This is a genomic window from Pseudoalteromonas sp. J2K-J031, assembly GCF_058197095.2.
This window is the reverse complement of sequence record NZ_CM200280.1, coordinates 50402-67353: the sequence shown is the minus strand read 5'-3', so window position 1 is coordinate 67353 and position 16952 is coordinate 50402. Positions and strand designations below refer to the sequence as shown.

16 protein-coding genes are annotated in these 16952 nt (G+C 40.4%); 11 read left to right on the top strand and 5 right to left on the bottom strand.

The window, feature by feature from the left end; translation table 11 throughout:
* Both minD and minC read right to left on the bottom strand, forming a co-directional pair.
* Positions 1 to 810, bottom strand: a complete 810-nt coding sequence (minD, locus tag AC3KZC_RS17595) for a septum site-determining protein MinD (protein ID WP_490577266.1) — start codon at positions 808 to 810, stop codon at positions 1 to 3.
* Positions 811 to 815: 5 nt separating this feature from the next.
* A complete protein-coding gene (gene minC / locus AC3KZC_RS17590; protein ID WP_490577265.1) occupies positions 816 to 1517 on the bottom strand; it encodes a septum site-determining protein MinC in 702 nt (233 codons plus the stop codon).
* A 132-nt stretch (positions 1518 to 1649) separates the two neighbouring features.
* Here minC and AC3KZC_RS17585 point away from each other — a divergent pair, with 132 nt between their 5' ends.
* From AC3KZC_RS17585 to AC3KZC_RS17565, 5 genes are all read left to right on the top strand, one after another.
* The gene (locus tag AC3KZC_RS17585; protein ID WP_490577264.1) at positions 1650 to 1931 is read left to right on the top strand and encodes a YcgL domain-containing protein; all 282 of its coding nucleotides are present in this window, start codon (positions 1650 to 1652) and stop codon (positions 1929 to 1931) included.
* Positions 1928 to 2956 carry a lytic murein transglycosylase gene (locus AC3KZC_RS17580; protein WP_490577263.1) on the top strand — a complete coding sequence of 343 codons (1029 nt, stop codon included), beginning with the start codon at positions 1928 to 1930 and terminating at the stop codon, positions 2954 to 2956. The genes AC3KZC_RS17585 and AC3KZC_RS17580 overlap by 4 nt, the downstream gene beginning before the upstream one ends.
* 83 nt (positions 2957 to 3039) lie before the next feature.
* Entirely contained in the window at positions 3040 to 3537 is a 498-nt protein-coding gene (locus AC3KZC_RS17575) for a YcgN family cysteine cluster protein (protein WP_490577262.1), read from the top strand.
* Positions 3537 to 4064 (top strand): RNA methyltransferase, encoded by a 528-nt coding sequence (locus AC3KZC_RS17570; protein WP_490577261.1) that lies wholly within the window; start codon positions 3537 to 3539, stop codon positions 4062 to 4064. Before AC3KZC_RS17575 ends, AC3KZC_RS17570 begins: the two co-directional genes overlap by 1 nt.
* Before the next feature lie 196 nt (positions 4065 to 4260).
* Positions 4261 to 4965 (top strand): hypothetical protein, encoded by a 705-nt coding sequence (locus AC3KZC_RS17565; protein ID WP_490577260.1) that lies wholly within the window; start codon positions 4261 to 4263, stop codon positions 4963 to 4965.
* Positions 4966 to 5005: 40 nt separating this feature from the next.
* Here the strand turns inward: AC3KZC_RS17565 and AC3KZC_RS17560 are convergent, their stop codons facing one another.
* Positions 5006 to 5941 (bottom strand): carbohydrate kinase family protein, encoded by a 936-nt coding sequence (locus AC3KZC_RS17560; protein WP_490577259.1) that lies wholly within the window; start codon positions 5939 to 5941, stop codon positions 5006 to 5008.
* The gene (locus AC3KZC_RS17555; RefSeq protein WP_490577258.1) at positions 5938 to 7125 is read right to left on the bottom strand and encodes an AGE family epimerase/isomerase; all 1188 of its coding nucleotides are present in this window, start codon (positions 7123 to 7125) and stop codon (positions 5938 to 5940) included. Before AC3KZC_RS17555 ends, AC3KZC_RS17560 begins: the two co-directional genes overlap by 4 nt.
* A gap of 135 nt (positions 7126 to 7260) precedes the next feature.
* On the opposite strand from AC3KZC_RS17555, the gene AC3KZC_RS17550 reads away from it, so the two are divergent.
* The 4 genes from AC3KZC_RS17550 (at position 7261) to AC3KZC_RS17535 (ending at position 12648) form a co-directional block, all read left to right on the top strand.
* Entirely contained in the window at positions 7261 to 8523 is a 1263-nt protein-coding gene (locus AC3KZC_RS17550) for a sugar MFS transporter (protein ID WP_490577257.1), read from the top strand.
* A gap of 234 nt (positions 8524 to 8757) precedes the next feature.
* Positions 8758 to 11130 (top strand): GH92 family glycosyl hydrolase, encoded by a 2373-nt coding sequence (locus tag AC3KZC_RS17545; protein ID WP_490577256.1) that lies wholly within the window; start codon positions 8758 to 8760, stop codon positions 11128 to 11130.
* A gap of 3 nt (positions 11131 to 11133) precedes the next feature.
* The gene (locus AC3KZC_RS17540) at positions 11134 to 11889 is read left to right on the top strand and encodes a basic secretory protein-like protein (RefSeq protein ID WP_518525931.1); all 756 of its coding nucleotides are present in this window, start codon (positions 11134 to 11136) and stop codon (positions 11887 to 11889) included.
* A 273-nt stretch (positions 11890 to 12162) separates the two neighbouring features.
* On the top strand, positions 12163 to 12648 hold the full coding sequence (locus tag AC3KZC_RS17535) for a GNAT family N-acetyltransferase (protein WP_490577254.1): 486 nt from the start codon (positions 12163 to 12165) through the stop codon (positions 12646 to 12648).
* A gap of 175 nt (positions 12649 to 12823) precedes the next feature.
* On the opposite strand, the gene AC3KZC_RS17530 is transcribed toward AC3KZC_RS17535, so the two are convergent.
* Positions 12824 to 14314: an alanine/glycine:cation symporter family protein gene (locus AC3KZC_RS17530; RefSeq protein WP_490577253.1), complete on the bottom strand. Its 1491-nt coding sequence runs from the start codon at positions 14312 to 14314 to the stop codon at positions 12824 to 12826.
* Positions 14315 to 14922: 608 nt separating this feature from the next.
* Here AC3KZC_RS17530 and AC3KZC_RS17525 point away from each other — a divergent pair.
* Together AC3KZC_RS17525 and AC3KZC_RS17520 are read left to right on the top strand one after the other, a co-directional pair.
* Positions 14923 to 16179, top strand: a complete 1257-nt coding sequence (locus AC3KZC_RS17525; RefSeq protein ID WP_490577252.1) for an efflux RND transporter periplasmic adaptor subunit — start codon at positions 14923 to 14925, stop codon at positions 16177 to 16179.
* Positions 16180 to 16228: 49 nt separating this feature from the next.
* Positions 16229 to 16951, top strand: a complete 723-nt coding sequence (locus AC3KZC_RS17520) for an ABC transporter ATP-binding protein (RefSeq protein ID WP_490577251.1) — start codon at positions 16229 to 16231, stop codon at positions 16949 to 16951.
* The last annotated feature ends 1 nt before the right edge of the window (position 16952 follow it).

The window sequence follows — 16952 nt, the reverse complement described above, 5'->3', positions numbered from 1 at the left end:
TTATCCTCCAAAAATCCGTTTAAAGATGCCCTTCTTTTCAACAGTCAAGAAGCGGAAATCAACTTTTTCACCAAGAAGACGGCTAATCGCATCTTGATAAGCTTGGCCTGCGTCCGATAAAGTATCTAAAATGACTGGTTGGCCAGAGTTAGATGCATTAAGTACAGCTTGTGACTCTGGAATTACACCCAGTAAATCAATTGCCAAAATGTCTTGAACGTCTTCAACCGACAGCATTTCACCTCTTTCAACGCGCTCAGGGTTATAACGTGTTAACAATAAATGTTCTTTAATGTTTTCACGACCTTCTTCGGCCCGTTTTGATTTGCTTTGTAAAATACCTAAAATTCTGTCCGAGTCACGTACTGAAGAGACTTCAGGATTTGTTGTAACGATGGCTTCGTCAGCAAAATATAACGCCATCATCGCGCCGGCTTCAATCCCAGCGGGTGAATCACAAACAATAAAGTCAAATGTTTGCTTTAGCTCATCTAAAACACGTTCAACGCCCTCTTTGGTCAGCGCATCTTTATCGCGAGTTTGAGATGCCGGTAACAAAAAGAGTTTATCGACACGTTTATCTTTAATTAGCGCTTGATTTAAGTTGGCTTCATTATTGATAACGTTCACAAAGTCATAAACAACACGGCGCTCACAACCCATAATTAGGTCGAGATTACGCAATCCGATGTCGAAATCGATAATAACGGTTTTATATCCTTTAAGTGCAAGGCCGGTGCCGATTGCTGCACTCGATGTAGTTTTTCCTACGCCGCCTTTACCTGAAGTAACGACAATAACTTTTGCCATGAATGTTATCCTTTAACCAATGCGGTAATTTCTAATGATTCTTGTTTTAATTGTACACAGGCTGGTTGACCCCAGAATTCGCCTTGGAGCGATTCACTTAACCAGTAATTTCCATTGACTGAAACTAACTCTGCCTCAAGTTTTTGACAGAATATTTGCGCGTCACTGAATCCTTGTGCGCCAGCGATTGCACGCCCTCTAAGAGGACCGTAAATATGAACGTTACCATCAGCAATCACTTCTGCTCCGTGACTGACTGCACCGTGAACAATTAAATCACGGTTTTTGGCATAAACTTGTTGCCCACCACGTACCGTGCCATGGATAACTTGCGGAGGAAGGTAGACCTCTTTTTCGATGACGGTTGTGTTGGGCTGGGATTTCGAAGACTGCTTGGTATCTTGTGAGTAATTAAGTACCGACAGCATTTGCTCTTTTGCTGCTGCATGTTGGCTATCTGTACCATTACAGACCCCAACAGGATTGAGTTTCAAGTCAATTAAAACATGTTTTAATTGAGCGAAATCGATTTGTTGTTCAACAACAGACTGTAAATTGATAACAATCGGCGCACCGTAAAAAAATTTAGGTGCTTGAGAAATTTTCTCATCAAGTTGCTTTACCAGCATTGGGATATCATTTTGATATACATGTAATACTGAAAGCGTAAATAGATTGCCTTTTAATTCGAATATTTGTTCTGACATAGCTGCTCTATTGGATTGCGTACCTGTTATTATATTTTCAAAAACTCTCGGCTTGGCCGCAAAATCTCTCACTTTTTAATTCTTCCATGTTATAGTGTGAATCACCCATAAGCAAGACGAAAAGACTATCAAATGTTAGCTGCTGTGTATAAAAGTAGTAAAAAAGCGGACACCTACCTATATGTAGAACGTCGCGACGATTTTTCAAGTATTCCCGTGCCTTTAATGGACACTTTTGGTAAGCCTACTTTTGTAATGATCCTTAACTTACGAGATAGAAAAGCCCTTGGTGTAGCTGATATAGATAAAGTACGTGAAAAGTTACAGCAACAAGGTTTTTATTTACAAATCCCCCCCCCAACAGAAAATTTATTAGAACAATTACGAAATCAAAATGGAGCAAACCAGTTGTGATAAAAAAAATTGCGTTAGTCGTATTTAGTGCTGCAGGTTTATGTTTGACAAGTGCAGTTCACGCAACAGAAAAAAATGAAAAATTTGATCTTTATGTTGCGGCTTTAAAACAAGAAGCCCTAGCTAAAGGTTATAGTAATGATTTAATCGAGCGTGCTTTTGCAACGGTTCATTTTAAACCTAAAGTGGTCTCAGCAGATAAAAATCAGCCTGAAGTAAAAGAAACGTTAGAGACGTATTTACCAAAACGTGTCCCTCAGTGGAAAATTGATAAAGCACGACGTTTATATCAAGAAAATAAAACATTATTAGAAGCGATTGCAAAAGAATATGGGGTGCAAGCTCGTTTTATTGTTGCGTTGTGGGGGTTGGAAAGTAACTTTGGGAAAATACAAGGAAACTTCCCTGTGGTTTCTTCGCTTGTGACGTTAGCTTTTGATGGTCGCCGTGAAGAAATGTATAAAAATCAGCTTTGGGCTGCGCTGGATATTTTAAAAGAAGGTCATATTGATCTTGAGCATTTTAAGGGGTCTTGGGCGGGTGCGATGGGGCAAACTCAATTTATGCCTACTTCTTTTGTCGCCTATGCTGTTGATTATGATAAAGACGGTAAAAAAGACATTTGGCAAAATCAACAAGATGCTTTCGCTTCGATTGCTAATTATCTAAAGCAAGCTGGTTGGAATGATAACTTAACCTGGGGTCGTCAAGTTCAACTTCCTGAAGGTTTCAGTCCCGATTACTTTATTAAGCGTGGTACTAAGTCTCGTACAGAATGGCTTGAGCAATGGAAATTATCAGAACGAGATTTAAAAACATGGAATGAGTTAGGTTTACGTCGTGCTGATGGCACGCTTCTTCCTAACTTACCATTGACTGCTATTTTAGTTAAACCGGATTATCCTGATGGCCGTGTTTATTTAGCATATGATAACTACAAAGCCTTAATGCATTGGAATCGTTCTTATTATTTTGCTACTTCGGTTGGTTATTTATCTGATCGAATCGCGTATCCAAAAATCTAGCCCTTTTTTAGACTGGAACTTTGCGCCCCATCTGGGTTTGGGCTAGAATGCCCGCCTTGTTGGGGCGATGAAGAGATTTAAGAATGTTAGAGGCGAACTTTTGGCAGCACAAAACGCTAAACCAAATGGATCAAGCAGAATGGGAAGCAATTTGTGATGGTTGCGGTAAATGTTGTTTAAATTCATTTATAGATAGTGATGATGACGATGAATTTTCGCCCACAGACATTTTACGCGAAGGTGAAGAGTTAATTTTTACCAACATTGCTTGCCAATATCTCGATGCGCATCTGTGTCAATGTACAGACTATGCTAATCGTCAAATATTAGTACCAAGCTGCGTTAAACTCACCAAAGAAAACCTCAAAGATATCTTCTTTATGCCACAAAGCTGCAGCTACCGTCGTATGCATGAAGGTCGCGGTTTAGCCTCTTGGCATCCACTTCGCCATGATGGTGATAAAACAGCGATGCACCAAGCTGGGATCAGTGTTCAAGATAAAGTCGTTAAAGACAACGAAATCGATTTAGATGACTTCCAAGATTACATCGCCTCATGGCCTACGTTAGATAAAGATTAATGAGTGATATGAAAAAAAATACCTCAGCGAGTATTGGTTTAGTTAATCCTAAAAGTCCGACAAATGTAGGCGCTGTGATGCGTGCTGCTGGGTGTTATGGCGTGCAATCGGTTTTTTATTCGGGTGAGCGTTTTGAGCGGGCGCGCAAATTTGCAACGGATACTAAAAACATATCAGAAACAATCCCTTTAATTGGTGTGGATGATTTCACACACTTGTTAGGTCAAGATATTAAAGTTGTTGGGGTGGAATTAATAGAAGGGGCCACTGCGCTAACTCGTTATACGCATCCTGATAATGCCTTTTATATTTTTGGTCCTGAAGATGGTTCGTTAGGTAAAGACATTCTGAAACTGTGTGATGATGTGGTGTATATCCCGACAAAAGGCTGTATGAATTTGGCCGCTACAGTCAATGTTGTTTTGTACGATCGATTGGCAAAATCGCCCACTATTATTGAAGGTGATGAGCTTATTCGTCAAAGTCGTGATAATAATAATCGGATCAGTTTACACGATATTAAATAGGGTATTATTCGTAATTTAATCGGGCAACCATTTCAAAGTTTGGGCCGAGTCATTGCGCTATCATTTGGATTCATTAAAACAAATTGTGAGCTCTGGTTTGCTCATTGTTTATGTGAGTATTTAATAGTATTAGAAATACGATCAAAGCTGATGTGATTTCTAATAGAGGGTAAGTTGTTTTTTAAGGATGAATAATTTGAAATTTTTGAAACTGTGTGTTGTGTTTGCTTTTATTTTTATATTGGCTGCGTGTGGTGGATCTGAAAAAGACGCCGCAACGGCTATTCCAAGCCTAAGCACTGCAAGACCTGCTGATGGTTTACATCTTATAGAAAGTGACTCAAATACAGCCCTTATTGTGGCAGGTAAGCAGGCCCTTATTTACTCTCGTTATACCCAAAGCTCACAAATTGAAAGTTTACTTTCAATTGATTTATATGGCAAAACAACGGGTCTACATACGAATAAATCCAATGATCAGTTAATTGCAGTCACAGGTGGCTTTAAACACAATGTGTACCATTACAAATGTGCTGATCCGCAAGATGCGGGTAAAGGTTGTATTAATGATTATCAAAAAAGAACGTTTAAAAATGATCTGAGCCGAAGTCTACAAAGACCAAGCTTAGAAGCGATTAATAATAATTATCAACAGACTCAATGGCGTTTAACGCTATACGGAAATGAAGTTGATTTTATTATTAACGTTGATAATGGCAGCAGTATTAATTTTGATTTAAATGCCAGTTCAACTGAATGGGGAATTTATACCCTCAGTGCTAAGCAAAATAATACCAAGGGCATAATTGTTTTTTATCAAGTAAATGACAAATCGTATTTCGATTTACTTTTTTATGATAATCAAAAGCTTAATGTCAATTTAAACCAGATAACTTTATAAGCAAGTCATCGGGTACTTGCTTAATTAGAGTCAACTTCTGTCAACATTCATTCTGTGTGGGCAATGCTGTAAATGATCCATAGCGCGTCACGGTAACGGCTGCACATTTAGCACCAAACTCGATTGCATCAATTAGCAAGTGATCGGTTAAATTCTCTAATGTATGCTGATTTTTTTGTAATGTGAATAAAACACCTGCCATAAATGAATCGCCAGCAGCGGTGGTATCAGTCGCTTTAACTGAATGAACACAAACCTCATATTGCCCAGACTTGCTGTAAAGCATAATGGGTTTATCGCCATCAGTGACGATAATATAACTCACACCCAGTGTTAAACAACGTGTAAGGGTTTGTTCATCACTGGACAGTTTATTGCTATTGAGAGTGAGATAAGTTAACTCCTCTTTAGCTAATTTGAGAACGTGAGCATTAGAGATGCAATGCCATATTCTTTGTGCGGTATCGCGTGTGTGTGGCCATAGGTTAAGGCGAAGATTTACATCGAAGCTGATCAGCGCCCCATGAAATTTTGCCATGTTTAGGCCTGAAAGCGTTGTATTATAAATACTTTTTTCGGTGAGGCTATTGCTACAAAAATGAAAATACTGATGTTCATTAAACATCTGCGGCTTAAAATGTTTTTCTTTAAACAGCAGATCGGCCGCAGGAGGTCGATAAAAACTAAATGAACGATCACCTTCATTATTAAGTGATACAAACGCAAGTGCAGTTTTGGCTTTTGAGGTATACACACAATAATCTGTATTAACACCATAGTGGGTGAGTTCTTGGTGTAAAAACTGACCAAACATATCATCCCCTAACATGCCGCAAAAAGAGCTTTTACCACCTAATTTACTGATCCCCACAGCCACATTGGCGGGAGCACCACCGGCATATTTAGTAAAAGACTCAGGTGTTTTTCCATCAGATAAAAAATCAATTAAGGCTTCACCAAAACAAATCACACTCATAGTTGTGCTCCTTTCAAACGTAAGGCCCGGATCACTTCATAGCAGGCTCCCATGGTATGGTAATCAGTTTTACCTGCAGGACTTTTTTCATCACTGTATGCTTCATTATTATTTTTCAAAATGCGGTACCATGCGCCGTGTTGATGATCAATCATATGAGCCCATGAGTATTGCCAAATTTTGTTATACCAATGCCAATATTGCTCTTTACCCGTTTCAATTGCCAGTAATGCAGCAGCAGCAAAAGATTCGGCTTGCACCCAAAAATATTTATCTGGATCACAAATTGTTTTATCTGGAGCAAAACCATAACAAATACCATTGTGAATTGGGTCCCAAGCGGTTTCGACCGCGGATAAAAAAAGCGCTTCGGCACGTTCAACTAACCATGCTTGGGGTTGGTGGCGGTTTAAAATCAGTAACAATTTGGCCCATTCTGTTAAATGACCCGGTTGAAACCCCCATGGGCGAAATAGGTGTTTAGGGTTATCTAAATTATAGTGCCAATCGATTTGCCAATCTTGATTGTAATGCTCCCAGATTAAGCCATCCGCTTGCTCTGCTTGTATACAGGTAACTTGGCGGGCGAGGGTATTAGCGCGTTCTAGATAGCGTTTATTTTCAGTGGCTTCAAAGCACATCAGTAATGCTTCGCACATGTGCATATTGGCATTTTGGCCACGATAAGGGCTCACTGTAGAAAAATCTGGGCTGATTTCATCACGGTATAAGCCAAACTCAGGCTCCCAGAAATACTTTTCAAGTAGATCCCACGTGGCACAAAGTTCGGTATTTGCATGCTGCAAGCCTGCTTTAATAGCCATTGCATTGGCCAATAAAACAAACGCAAGGCCATAACAGTGGTTGGTACTGTCTTGGCTTTGGTTATTTTCAATGAGCCATGCATACCCTTCTTTTTGCTTATGCACCTGATTTATATAATCTAAACCATGTTGGATAAGAGGTAAGTAACGTGGCTCTTTAAACTCGATATATGCCATTGCATAATTAAAAACAAATCGAGTACTTGATACTAAATGGCGTGTTTTATGGTTATATACTTGGCCATCATCTTTAAAAAAATGAAAAAAACCTCCACTTTTATCGATACACCGAGGGTGATAAAACGCCATAGTTGATTCAATATGGCCTTTCAAAAAATCAATTGATTTAAAATCTTGCATTCACGTTACCTAGTATTTTCTCAATTTTATTACTTTAACTTAGTTTTAAATTTTTTGGAACGCTCCAATAAATTTATTGTGAACTTATCATTAGGCTGTGTACAATCAATCTAAATCGTTAATGGAGCGTTAAAAGTGAGTGAAGTGAATTTAAATCAGTCCTATACAACGGCTGAACATAATAATAAAAATTACCTATTACCCTTAACAGCAATGACTACGTTGTTTTTTTTATGGGGTTTTATTACGGTTTTAAATGATGTGCTGATCCCCCGTTTAAAAGATGTATTTGATCTTAGCTATACCGAAGCAATGCTCATTCAGTTTTGTTTTTTTGGTGCTTATTTTATTGTTTCTCTGCCTGCCGGTATGTTGGTCAGAAAAATCGGTTATCGTAAAGGTGTCATTGCAGGATTATGTATTGCAGCGCTTGGGTGTTGTTTGTTTTATCCAGCGGCACTTATTCATGCTTATTGGTTATTTTTAGGGGCTTTATTTATTTTAGCCAGTGGCATTACAGTGCTGCAAGTGTCGGCTAATCCTTACGTGGCGGCCCTTGGCCCAGTTGAAACAGCCTCAAGTCGTTTAAATCTAGCACAAGCACTCAACTCATTTGGTACAACGATAGGGCCGATTGTTGGCGCAGCGTTATTTTTTGGCACCGCAGGGGCATTAGTAAATGAAGCGGCCCGTGCGGATTCTGTCAAAATTCCTTATTTGATGATTGCTGGGGCATTACTGACGATTGCGATTGTCTTTGCTTTTTTGAAGTTGCCTGAATTGCATCAACATCATAGTGATGATACGAGCACCGAGGCTGAAAAACCTTTAGTTAACGCTCGTCACCTCGTAATGGGGGTGTTAGCCATTTTTTGTTACGTGGGTGCTGAAGTATCAATCGGTAGTTTTTTAGTTAACTATTTTGGCGAAGCCCATATTGCAGGCCTAGAAGAGCATCAAGCCGCAAAGCTCATTAGTTATTATTGGGGTGGCGCTATGGTCGGGCGGTTTGTTGGGGCTGTAGTAATGCGTCATATAGCTCCTTGGAAGGTACTCGTATTCAATACACTGATGGTGATTGCGCTGTTGTTAGTGACAATTAACACCACCGGAAGCGTTGCGATGTATTCAGTGTTAGCTATTGGTTTATTTAACTCGATTATGTTTCCTACTATTTTTACGCTATCAATTGAAGGCCTAGGTGCTCAAACTTCAAAAGGATCGGGTTGGTTATGTTTGGCCATTGTTGGGGGTGCAATTATACCATTAGCTCAAGGCGTAATGGCTGATTTAGCCAATATTCAAATTAGCTTTTTAGTACCCGCAGTGTGTTATGTCTTTATTTTATGGTTTGGCTTTAATGTTACTAAGCTTAAACAAAAGTGGGAGCAGAGTTAGCAATAAAGTTCTTTGCAAAGCGATGTAATTTTAAGCGCCAGATGGCGCTTTTTTTGTATCAGAAGAAAAGAGAGTGTTGAGGCATCAATGACTAATGCTCTTTGGGCCACTTGTTTTAATGTAAAAATACAGCGTTGGATTTATTTTAGGAAAATTGTCGCTTAGCTCTTGAATACGTATTCATAAAAAAGGTATAGTTTAATTCATTGGAACGATCCAAGATATAGGTAGAAAATGAAAAGAATAGTACTACTTACCCTAATTTCAGGTGCTGTGATGAGTGTCAACCTCGCTGCAGCGAATCAATTGACTTCATCAAACAATAAACCGGACAATCACTTGCAATGGGTTGATCCTTTCATCGGAACGGGTGGTGATGGCCATACGTTTCCAGGTGCTGTGGTGCCCTTTGGAATGATGCAACTGAGTCCTGATACCGATACCGTAATGCGAGGTGTTGACCCTCAAGCTGAAATATACAAACGTTGCGCAGGGTATCACTATGATGACCATACTATTGTTGGTTTTTCACATACCCATTTTAGCGGGACAGGCCATTCAGATTTAGGCGATTTATTAATTATGCCAATGGTTGATAAAGTGCAACTTGAGCCAGGTACGGCAGCCGATCCTGATTCCGGTTACCGCTCGCGTTTTTCTCATGAGCAAGAATGGGCAAGCCCTGGCTATTACGCAGTTGAATTACTCGATAGCAATATTAAAGCTGAGCTCACAACAACAGAGCGTGCTGGTATGCATCAGTACACCTTTAGAAAAGGTGATCAAGCACACATTATTTTAGATCTAACCACGGCCATTTATAACTTTAAAAACAAAGTCATTTGGAGTGATATTCGCAAAATTGACGACCACACATTGGTTGCATACCGTGCGACGAATGGTTGGGCCAATAACCGTCAAATGTATTTTGCCATTGAGTTTTCACAACCCATCGACAGTTATGAATTTATCAATCTTGACGATAACCGCTATCGTTGTATGGGGTGTTTAGGCAAGGAAAAGCACTCAACCATCGAAAACAAGCAAGTTAAAGAAGCCGCAGGTAAAGCGATTAAATTTGTAGCCAGCTTTAATAACCCAACAGAGAAACCTATTAAAGTGAAGGTTGCATTGTCGGCGGTCAGTAAATCAAACGCGCTTGAAAATTTAAAAGCCGAAATCCCCGAGTGGAACTTCGCTCACGTTCGCAAACAAGCTGAACAAAAGTGGGATGGCTACTTAAGTAAATTTGAAGCGCAAGGCACAACTGCTCAAAAGCGTCAGTTTTACACTTCGCTGTATCATACGCTACAAGCACCATCGATTTATCAAGACGTGAATGGTGAATATCGTGGTGTTGATGGTGAAATACATCAAGGAAAAGATCACACCCACTATACCTTGTTTTCACTTTGGGATACTTATCGCGCGCTACACCCGCTACTGACTTATATTGCCCCAGATCGTGTTGGCGATATGGTTCAATCTATGCTTGATCACTACCAACAAAGTTACGATAAAATGCTGCCAATTTGGTCGTTTCATGGTCATGAAACATGGACCATGATTGGTTACCATGCGGTATCGGTTATTGCTGATGCCTACCTTAAAGGCATTCGTAACTTTGATACAAAACTTGCGCTTGAAGCGGTGCTTGCAACGGCCAATAGTCCAATTTATGACGCAACAACTGAGTACAAGCAATTTGGTTATGTACCAATGGATATTTTGCCTGAATCGGTATCAATTACGTTAGAGTATGCCTACGACGATTTTACCATTGCCCGATTACTCGATGCGATGGGCAAACCTAATGAAGCGAAAATTTATTACCAACGCGCACTGTCGTACAAAAATGTATTTGATAAAAATGTAGGTTACATGCGTGGGCGTGACAGTAAAGGTAATTGGGATCCCGATTTTACCCCTGAAGAAGCTAAATACATGGGGCCATTTACCGAAGGTAATGCCAATCAATATACTTTTTATGTGCCACATGATGTAAAAGGGCTTATTGATTTAATAGGCGGCGACCAAAAATTTGAGCAACGTCTTGATGCTTTATTTGATACTCATTTATCGGATGAAATGATTAAAGAGCATGAAGATATAGCAGGGCTAATCGGTAACTATGCGCATGGAAATGAACCAAGCCATCATATCGCCTATTTATACAACTACGCAGGTAAACCTTGGCGTACGCAAGAGCGCATTCGTCAAATTATGGATACTTTATCATCAGATAAACCCGATGGGTTAGCCGGAAATGACGATGTTGGCCAGATGTCAGCGTGGTATGTATTCTCAGCAATGGGATTTTATCCTGTCGCCCCTGGAGATTTAAGCTATGTCATTGGTGCTCCACAACTGCCAAGCATTGCGTTGAACCTGCCTAACGGCAAGGTGTTTAGCGTTAAAGCAAACAAGCTTAGCCAAAGCCATAAATATATTAAGGTTGCTCAGTTAAATGGGCAGGTGCTTAAGCAAAGCTTTATTACCCATGAACAAATTATGGCTGGTGGCACCTTGGTATTTGAAATGAGTGATAAACCCAATAAACAATGGGGCGAAGCACATGCACACCGTCCTCCTTCGTTGAGTCACTAACACATGCGATTAAAAATAGCTCAAAAACTAATACTATTAAGCATGCTTGCTTTGCCATGCTTGAGTTATGCGCAGCAACCTTTAAGCCTTAAACCGGTGTCATTTGGATCAGATATCGGCTGGCTTAACTTTAAGTTGCCTAATGTGAAAATTAAAACAGAAGGTCAGGTCAGTCACACAACTTGGGATAAACTCAACGTACCGTTAGTACAACAAATTAGCTTTAATGTTGCACGCTTACTGTATAGCGATGCTTTTAATGCTCCCAAGTTGCCAAGCCTTGATATCGTGTTAAGTTCATTTGATGGTGTTGCGTTTAAAGATGGCGACTTTACGGGGGCAACCATCAAAGTGAGTGTTGATTATCTTACTAAGTTTGAGAAAACCAATGGGAAAGAGGCATTAGCGCAAGAGCTGCTCGGTATTTTGTATCATGAAATTGCTCACGCATATCAACTCGACGATCACAATTATGCTGAAATTGGCCCCGTGATTGAAGGCATTGCTGATGTGGTGCGGATGCAAGCAGGCTATGTTGATTATAGTCATCGTAAAGTTGGTGGTAATTTTGATAGCGGCTATAAAACCACCGCTTTTTATCTGGACTGGTTAATTAAAACTAAGCCAGCAATCTCACTTTCAACCATAAATGCGCAGCTGGATCCCCATGATGAAATTAAATGGTCATGGCAAACGTTTGCGTCATTAAATGCCCTTGAACTGAATCAAAGTTGGCAGCAATACCAAAACAGTTTATAAAATCCTACAAGAGTGTTTGTGTGCACGCTGTAAAATCCAAAACCGCCCAAGGGCGGTTTTTTCATTAAGCTAAATTTGCCCTGTGCTTTAATACGCGCTTACAACCAACTTTGCATCTTATTCAATTACTTAACTAAGATTTTGCTAAATAAATGCTTTTAAAATAAATGCTTTTAAAATAAAAGACTGATTATAGGCATTTTAATTATCTTTAATCAGATCAATTAATTATGATGTTGGGTTATGCATATTTAAATATTAAGGCTATTGCACATGAGTAAACTCACTATTCGCCCTGCAGCTGTTGATGACGCAGCGACCATTTTACGATTTGTTACCGAGTTGGCTATTTATGAAAAAGCACAGCATGAAGTCCTTGCAACGGAGCAAACCATAAAAGACACGATTTTTGCTCCTTCGGGTCATGTTAATGCCTTAATGTGTGAATTAGAGGGGCAGCCTATTGGCATGGCGATTTATTTTTTCAATTATTCTACTTGGCTTGCAAAACCCGGGCTGTATTTAGAAGATTTATATGTCACTGCGGCACAACGTGGCAAAGGGGCAGGTAAATTATTGCTCAAACGGTTGGCGCAAATTGCAATTGAGCAAGGTTGTGGTCGATTTGAATGGAGTTGTTTAGATTGGAATACGCCAGCGCGTGATTTTTATAAATCTATTGGCGCTGTAGCCCAAACCGAGTGGATTGGCTATCGTATGGCTGGCACTACGCTTATCAATTTTGCAAATGAGGACTAATCGTTTAATGCGGTTTAACTGAGCCCCATTGACCCTTGAAACTCAGGTTCTCGAGGGGCTATCTCTGATTTTGAATGTATTTGCTGCGCTATAAGCGATGTTAAAGCAATGAAAGCCCCATCATTCTAGCCCGCTTAAATTTATTAATTTCAATATTTTAAAGCATGCTTGAAGCTCATAAATTGGGTTTTACCACATAAAGAGACTGATATCGCTTTAAATCTTGCTTAACTTGAGGGGCTAATAAATACAGTCCAATGATATTGGCAATCGCCATTGAGAAAAACATGGAGTCTGAAATGGCGATTACCGACTCTAAACTGACTGACGCACCCAGCGCGGTAAAAATACAAAAAATTAATTTATAACATAAGTCCTTAAACCGGCTGTTTCCAACTAAAAATCCCCACGCAATCGAACCATAATAGGCCCACGAAATCATAGTCGATATTGCAAACAGCAAAACCGCAATGCTTAGTAAGTAAGGAAACCACCAAATAACACTGGCAAAAGCCCGCGAGGTAAGGGCGACACCGTCAATCCCCTCAACTGAGGTGTAAGCACCTGTAATTACAATCACTAACGCAGTGATGGTACAAATGACAACCGTATCAATAAAGGGCTCAAGTAAGGCTACGTAACCTTCTCGAATGGGCTCTTTTGTAGCAGCCGTAGCATGTGCAATGGAGGCCGCACCAACGCCAGCTTCACTAGAGAAGGTGGCCCGTTTGAAGCCTTGAATAATCACGCCAATAATGCCACCCATCACGCCTTCAGGGATAAAAGCACTTTTAAAAATAAGTACAATAGCAGCAGGAATGTGATCAACGTGCCAGATTAAGACAAATAGAGCGGCGGCCAAATAAAGGCCGGCCATAATAGGCACCACTTTTTCGGTGACTTTAGCGATACTTTTAATGCCACCGATTATCACAAAGCCGATAATAGCCGCCAAAATACAGCCAAACAGCCAACCTTTATCACTAAAAAAATGCGGTTCAGACCCTAAAGTTAAAGAAAATTGCATAAATGCCTGATTCGACTGCAGCATGTTACTGCCACACAAAGAGGCAATCACGCAACAAATAGCAAAAAACACCGCTAATACCTTACCTGTTTTAGGATGGCCAAGTGCGCCTAAACCATCACGCAAATAATACATCGGGCCGCCTTGTACTTGCCCAGAAGGGCTTATTTGGCGGTATTTTACCCCCAAAGTACATTCTAAAAACTTTGTCGACATACCGAGTAAACCTGCCACTATCATCCAAAAGGTGGCACCAGGCCCTCCGATTGAAATCGCAATGGCAACCCCCGCAATATTACCTAAGCCAACAGTCCCTGAAAGCGCAGTAGTCAATGCTTGAAAGTGTGATACTTCGCCAGGATCATCAGGATGAGAGAAATCACCTTTAATAACTTTAAGCGCATGACCAAAGCCCTTGAAATTTAAGAAGCCAAAATAGGCAGTAAAAATGCATGCTGCCGCAATAAGCCAAATCACAATAAGCGGAATTTGTGTATCGTCAAATGTAACCGAGTAGAAAATAATTCGAGTAAATAAATCAGCCACAGGCGAAAGCATATTGTTAATTGTGTTGTCGATATCAGTCGCAAGAGCGTTAAAGCTTAGCAATCCTATTAGCATTAAAAGCAATTTATGCATTTTTTCACCGTCAATTGTGTGAGTGATTGTGTTGTGATCTGGCATGCAATATAAAAAACATGATCACTTAGGTGAATCGATATTAACATTTTGTAAATATTTATGCAGTTGGAATGAAGAGTTTGATCCCAATTGACTTAAAAAGTCATTATTAACAGTGTGTCGTAATTTTATTGCCACAAAATAATATGGATTACGACAACGTCATATGCATTAATAGAACGGTTAAAGCAAGGTTATTTAATCATCAAACAACGGTTAACTTCACTCATTCTGATTGTCCTCAAACCGCATTATAAATTCACATTACCACTTTTTGATTGACTGTTAGTGTGCTCAAAGTGTCCGATGCGGACACTTTATACTGTCCGCGGTCAGTGTTTAAGAAAAGCTATGTGTAAATTAACCTTGTAATTCAGTGGCTTAGGTTTTTATTTGATGTTGGCATGCATTTCGAATACTGCCTATTAAGAAAGTCATTCAAGGAATGGACATGTTATTAACCACGTTGTTTTTTGCCACGCCAGTCATAGTGATAAGCATTGCGCTCTTTATTGGCTTGATAGAGCAAAAAAGCCAGTTTTTTCGGTAATTAGAGGTCGCAAAGTATGATTAAAAATACCAGTGCGCAAGATGTGATGGTTAAAAAACCAAGACAAGCATTACGTAACAGCCTGATAGCCCTTGTTATTGTGGGTGGTGTTTTAGTTGCTGGTTTAAACATTGCACAAAATAGCCGTCATGCGCTGTCAATTCAAACGAGTAAAGTTCAACTGGCTACAGTCACTCGTGGCGATTTAATTCGAGATGTTGCTGCTAATGGGCGAATTGTTGCGGCCAATGCACCGCATGTGTATAGCCCTGAGCAAGGTTACGTCGATTTATTGGTGCAACCGGGTGATAAAGTGACGTTTGGGCAAGTGATTGCGCAAGTATCAAGCCCTGAGCTTAATAATAAGCTCAAGCAAGAAGAATCTGTTTTACAGCGCTTGAGCGGCGAGCTCGAACGTCAAAAGCTTGATGCGCGTCGACAATCGTTGGCATTAACAAAAACCCTTGATTTAGCCCAAGTCGAGCTAACCGCAGCCGATCGTGAAAGTCGTCGAGCTCATTTATCGATAGCTAAAAGTTTGATCAGCCAAATTGATTTAGAAGCGGCCGATGATAATTTAGCGCGTGCAAGGCTTAGTTTCACCCATGCAGAGCAAGAAGTGCTACTCGCTAAAGATACCCTCGCATTTGAACTAAAAGCAGTACAAAGTGAAGTTGAGCGCCAGCAGCTGGTGGTTGATGAGCTGTCGCGTCAGGTGATGAATCTAGATATTAAAGCCTCTGTTAATGGCATTGTCGGCAATCATTTAGTACAGCAAAAATCAGCTGTTGCACCGAGCCAAGCTTTAATGACATTGGTTGATTTGACTGCGTTTGAAGCAGAGTTGCAAGTGCCTGAAAGTTATGCCAATGAGTTAGGTTTAGGGATGGATGTTGAGCTTAAAATTGGTGCTACTCATATTATTGGCAAGCTGTCAGCCATTTCGCCTGAGGTCAGTGATCGCGAAGTCACAACACGGGTAAGGTTTGATGAGCAGTCAGATTTAAGTTTACGGCAAAACCAACGTGTTTCAGCTCGGATCTTACTCGAAAATCGAGAGAACGTGTTGATGGTAAAGCGGGGTTCATTTATGCAACAAGGCGGATTTGTCGCCTACAAAGTTGAGAATAATGTCGCTACTCGCACAGAAATAGCAACCGGCGCAACGAGCATCGCAGCAGTAGAATTGAGCGAGGGTGTCAAAGAAGGCGATATACTCATCGTCTCTAGTTATGAGCAATTTGCCAATGCCGAGAGCATTTTGTTGCACTAAATACTTCATAAAACCGCAACCAAACAGAATTTTAAAAAGGATTAACACCATGTTAGAAATGAAAAACATCAGCAAAATTTATCAAACCGATTTGGTGCAAACTCATGCGTTACGCGAATTTAACTTGAGTGTCAAAGAAGGCGAGTTTATTGCAGTCACAGGCCCTTCAGGCTCAGGTAAAACAACATTTTTAAATATTGCCGGTATGCTTGAACCCTACACAGGCGGGCAATATTTACTTGATGGCACAGATATCGGCAAATTGAATGACAATGGATTGGCAGCGCTGCGAAATCAAAAAATTGGCTTTATCTTTCAAGGGTTTAATTTAATCCCTGATCTTAATTTATACGAAAATATTGAAGTGCCTTTACGCTATCGTGGCATTAAATCGAGTGAGCGTAAACGTAGAATTGAAGAGTGTTTAGAGCAAGTCGGCTTGGCCGCTCGTGCTAAACATTTGCCACAGCAGTTATCGGGTGGGCAACAACAACGGGTGGCGATTGCCCGAGCGCTGGCGGGCAAACCGCGCTTTTTACTCGCCGATGAACCAACCGGTAACCTCGATAGCTTAATGGCACGTCAAGTGATGGAGTTGCTTGAACAAATTAATCGCGATGGCGCAACAATTATTATGGTGACACATGACCCCGATTTAGCTCGCCGCGCGCCGCGTAATATTCAAGTCGTTGATGGGCAACTGGCTGATTTTAGCTTGTATCAAGGTTCGCCCGAAATTATTACCCACAGCGGCCAAGTGGTCGGAGCCTAAG

What these genes read in the sequence shown, in the direction of transcription:
- AC3KZC_RS17575 (WP_490577262.1), top strand. Translation starts at nt 3,040, where the DNA reads ATGTTAGAGGCGAACTTTTGGCAGCACAAAACGCTAAACCAAATGGAT.
- AC3KZC_RS17540 (WP_518525931.1), top strand. Translation starts at nt 11,134, where the DNA reads ATGCGATTAAAAATAGCTCAAAAACTAATACTATTAAGCATGCTTGCT.
- minD (WP_490577266.1), bottom strand. Translation starts at nt 810, where the DNA reads ATGGCAAAAGTTATTGTCGTTACTTCAGGTAAAGGCGGCGTAGGAAAA.
- AC3KZC_RS17525 (WP_490577252.1), top strand. Translation starts at nt 14,923, where the DNA reads ATGATTAAAAATACCAGTGCGCAAGATGTGATGGTTAAAAAACCAAGA.
- AC3KZC_RS17545 (WP_490577256.1), top strand. Translation starts at nt 8,758, where the DNA reads ATGAAAAGAATAGTACTACTTACCCTAATTTCAGGTGCTGTGATGAGT.
- AC3KZC_RS17530 (WP_490577253.1), bottom strand. Translation starts at nt 14,314, where the DNA reads ATGCATAAATTGCTTTTAATGCTAATAGGATTGCTAAGCTTTAACGCT.
- AC3KZC_RS17535 (WP_490577254.1), top strand. Translation starts at nt 12,163, where the DNA reads ATGAGTAAACTCACTATTCGCCCTGCAGCTGTTGATGACGCAGCGACC.
- AC3KZC_RS17560 (WP_490577259.1), bottom strand. Translation starts at nt 5,941, where the DNA reads ATGAGTGTGATTTGTTTTGGTGAAGCCTTAATTGATTTTTTATCTGAT.
- minC (WP_490577265.1), bottom strand. Translation starts at nt 1,517, where the DNA reads ATGTCAGAACAAATATTCGAATTAAAAGGCAATCTATTTACGCTTTCA.
- AC3KZC_RS17585 (WP_490577264.1), top strand. Translation starts at nt 1,650, where the DNA reads ATGTTAGCTGCTGTGTATAAAAGTAGTAAAAAAGCGGACACCTACCTA.
- AC3KZC_RS17520 (WP_490577251.1), top strand. Translation starts at nt 16,229, where the DNA reads ATGTTAGAAATGAAAAACATCAGCAAAATTTATCAAACCGATTTGGTG.
- AC3KZC_RS17570 (WP_490577261.1), top strand. Translation starts at nt 3,537, where the DNA reads ATGAGTGATATGAAAAAAAATACCTCAGCGAGTATTGGTTTAGTTAAT.
- AC3KZC_RS17555 (WP_490577258.1), bottom strand. Translation starts at nt 7,125, where the DNA reads ATGCAAGATTTTAAATCAATTGATTTTTTGAAAGGCCATATTGAATCA.